This is a genomic window from Prosthecobacter sp., from assembly GCF_020439865.1.
GTDB lineage: Bacteria > Verrucomicrobiota > Verrucomicrobiia > Verrucomicrobiales > Verrucomicrobiaceae > Prosthecobacter.
This window is the reverse complement of sequence record NZ_JAGRPF010000085.1, coordinates 1-1,820: the sequence shown is the minus strand read 5'-3', so window position 1 is coordinate 1,820 and position 1,820 is coordinate 1. Positions and strand designations below refer to the sequence as shown.

At 60.5% G+C, this 1,820-nt stretch carries 2 protein-coding genes; both read left to right on the top strand.

The window, feature by feature from the left end; all coding sequences use genetic code 11:
* A partial coding sequence (locus KDL09_RS09630) for a M56 family metallopeptidase (protein WP_294384270.1) occupies positions 1-1,350 on the top strand: 1,350 nt, incomplete at its 5' end.
* Between the two features lie 25 nt (positions 1,351-1,375).
* Positions 1,376-1,795: a hypothetical protein gene (locus tag KDL09_RS09625; RefSeq protein WP_294384269.1), complete on the top strand. Its 420-nt coding sequence runs from the start codon at positions 1,376-1,378 to the stop codon at positions 1,793-1,795.
* Positions 1,796-1,820: the final 25 nt, after the last annotated feature.

Below are 1,820 nucleotides of genomic sequence, written 5' to 3'. Positions count from 1 at the left end.
TTTGTTGTCGCTGTCACCTTCTTTGCCATCGCTCTGATTCGCCAGCAGCGCTTCAACGCCCTGCTTCGCCGTCGCCCTCGTGCCAGCCAACCGCTCCTGCGAGCACTGGTGGCCAGCCTTTCTCACAAGGCCGGGGTGAAAAAAGCGGTGTCAGTCGTCCTCATGCCGGCGGGCACCACACCTGCGATGGTCGGCATTCGTCAGCCGAAACTGCTGTTGCCAGAGGATTGGGACACGCGTTTCGACGAACGTAGCCTTCGTCATGTGATGCTGCATGAATTGCTGCACGTGAAGCAGCGCGACCTTCTCTGGAACTGGGTCGCCACCGCCGTGCAGGCGCTGCATTGGTTCAATCCGCTCGTCTGGTTCGTCGTCTCGCGCTTTCAGGCGGACCGCGAACTGCGTTGCGACGCCGGTGCGCTGGAGATCCTCGCGCCGTCCGAGCGTCTCGACTACGGCCACACGCTTCTCCGCATTCAGGAAACCTTCTTCGCACCACCGGCCATCGCAGGGTTGGCTCCATGTGTGCGCAACCATCCCACCCTGCGTCAACGCATCCTCATGATCGCCACCCCAACCACCCGTCAGCCCGTGCTTCAGGCCTTGCTCGTCCTTACCCTCGGCACCCTCGTCTGCTACTCCTTCACCACCGCACGTGCGGCGGAAAAAGAAGTGCCGCCGAAGATCCGCGGCGGCGAAACTTCCCGCAGCGCTGAAACCGGCAAACCCGCCGCGGGCGAACGCGAAGGCGGCGAAAGAAAGCCCGGCATGCGCGAGGGTGATGGCGCTGCCCGCCGATCCGCCGAAGGCGACGGCGCTGCCAGAAAGTCCGCCGAGCGCGAAGGTGACGGTGCTCGCAAACCCGGAATGCGCGACGGCGATGGCGCTCCGAGGACTGGCGAACGCGACGGCGACAGACCCCGCACGGGCACCCGTGACGGTGAAGGCACGAAAAAGCCCGGCATGCGTGATGGTGAAGGCGCCCCGAGGACCGGAGCCCGCGATGGCGACCGCCCCCGAACCGGCGAACGCGAAGGTGACAGACCCCGCACCGGAACCCGCGAAGGTGAAGGAGCGCCAAGAACTGGTGCCCGTGACGGCGACCGCGCCACATCCTCCGGTGAGACCATCACTCTCAAAGTCATCAAGAACGGCGATGTCGTGATGGTGGGTGACAAGGAAGTCGCCATGGGCCGTCTTCGCGGCCACCTCAGCACTTTCCTCCCCGAACATCCCGGTGCCCGCATCGAAGTCACCGGTGACGACGACGTTCCGCTGAAGGCGCTTCACAACACGGTCGATGCCGTGCGTGACAACGGAAACAAGAACGTCGGGATCAAGACCGAGTAACGCCTGGCTTCCATTGCAGAAGCTTATGATTCCGCTGCGTACATTAATGCTTTTTGCATTATTGGTTTCCCTCTCGGGGTGTGCATCCTTCACATCAGTCCCAATCACAAACAAGGCCGTGCAAGGCCGTTATACCTTGGATGAAAAAGGTGGGTGGTATGCAGGAGAGTACATTGTCCTACGAGAAAAAGACTTCGAGTACGGCCAGTTTACCGATGTTGTTGGCGATCCTAGAATGGAAATGTTTCCGCTACGTGGAAGATACAAACTCGACGGCTGCCTGCTCACACTCGATCACCGCTTGGTAGAGTCTCCTCATCGCATAATCACGCCGCACAAAGGTCGCCTCATCATCTTGAAGCCCAATGAGGCCGACTTGCTTCTGCAGACTGGAAAAATCTCACTGGAAGCCCTTTACCAGCGTCCATTGAGCCGCCCGAACTAATTTAGACAGTTCGATAGTGGCGAAA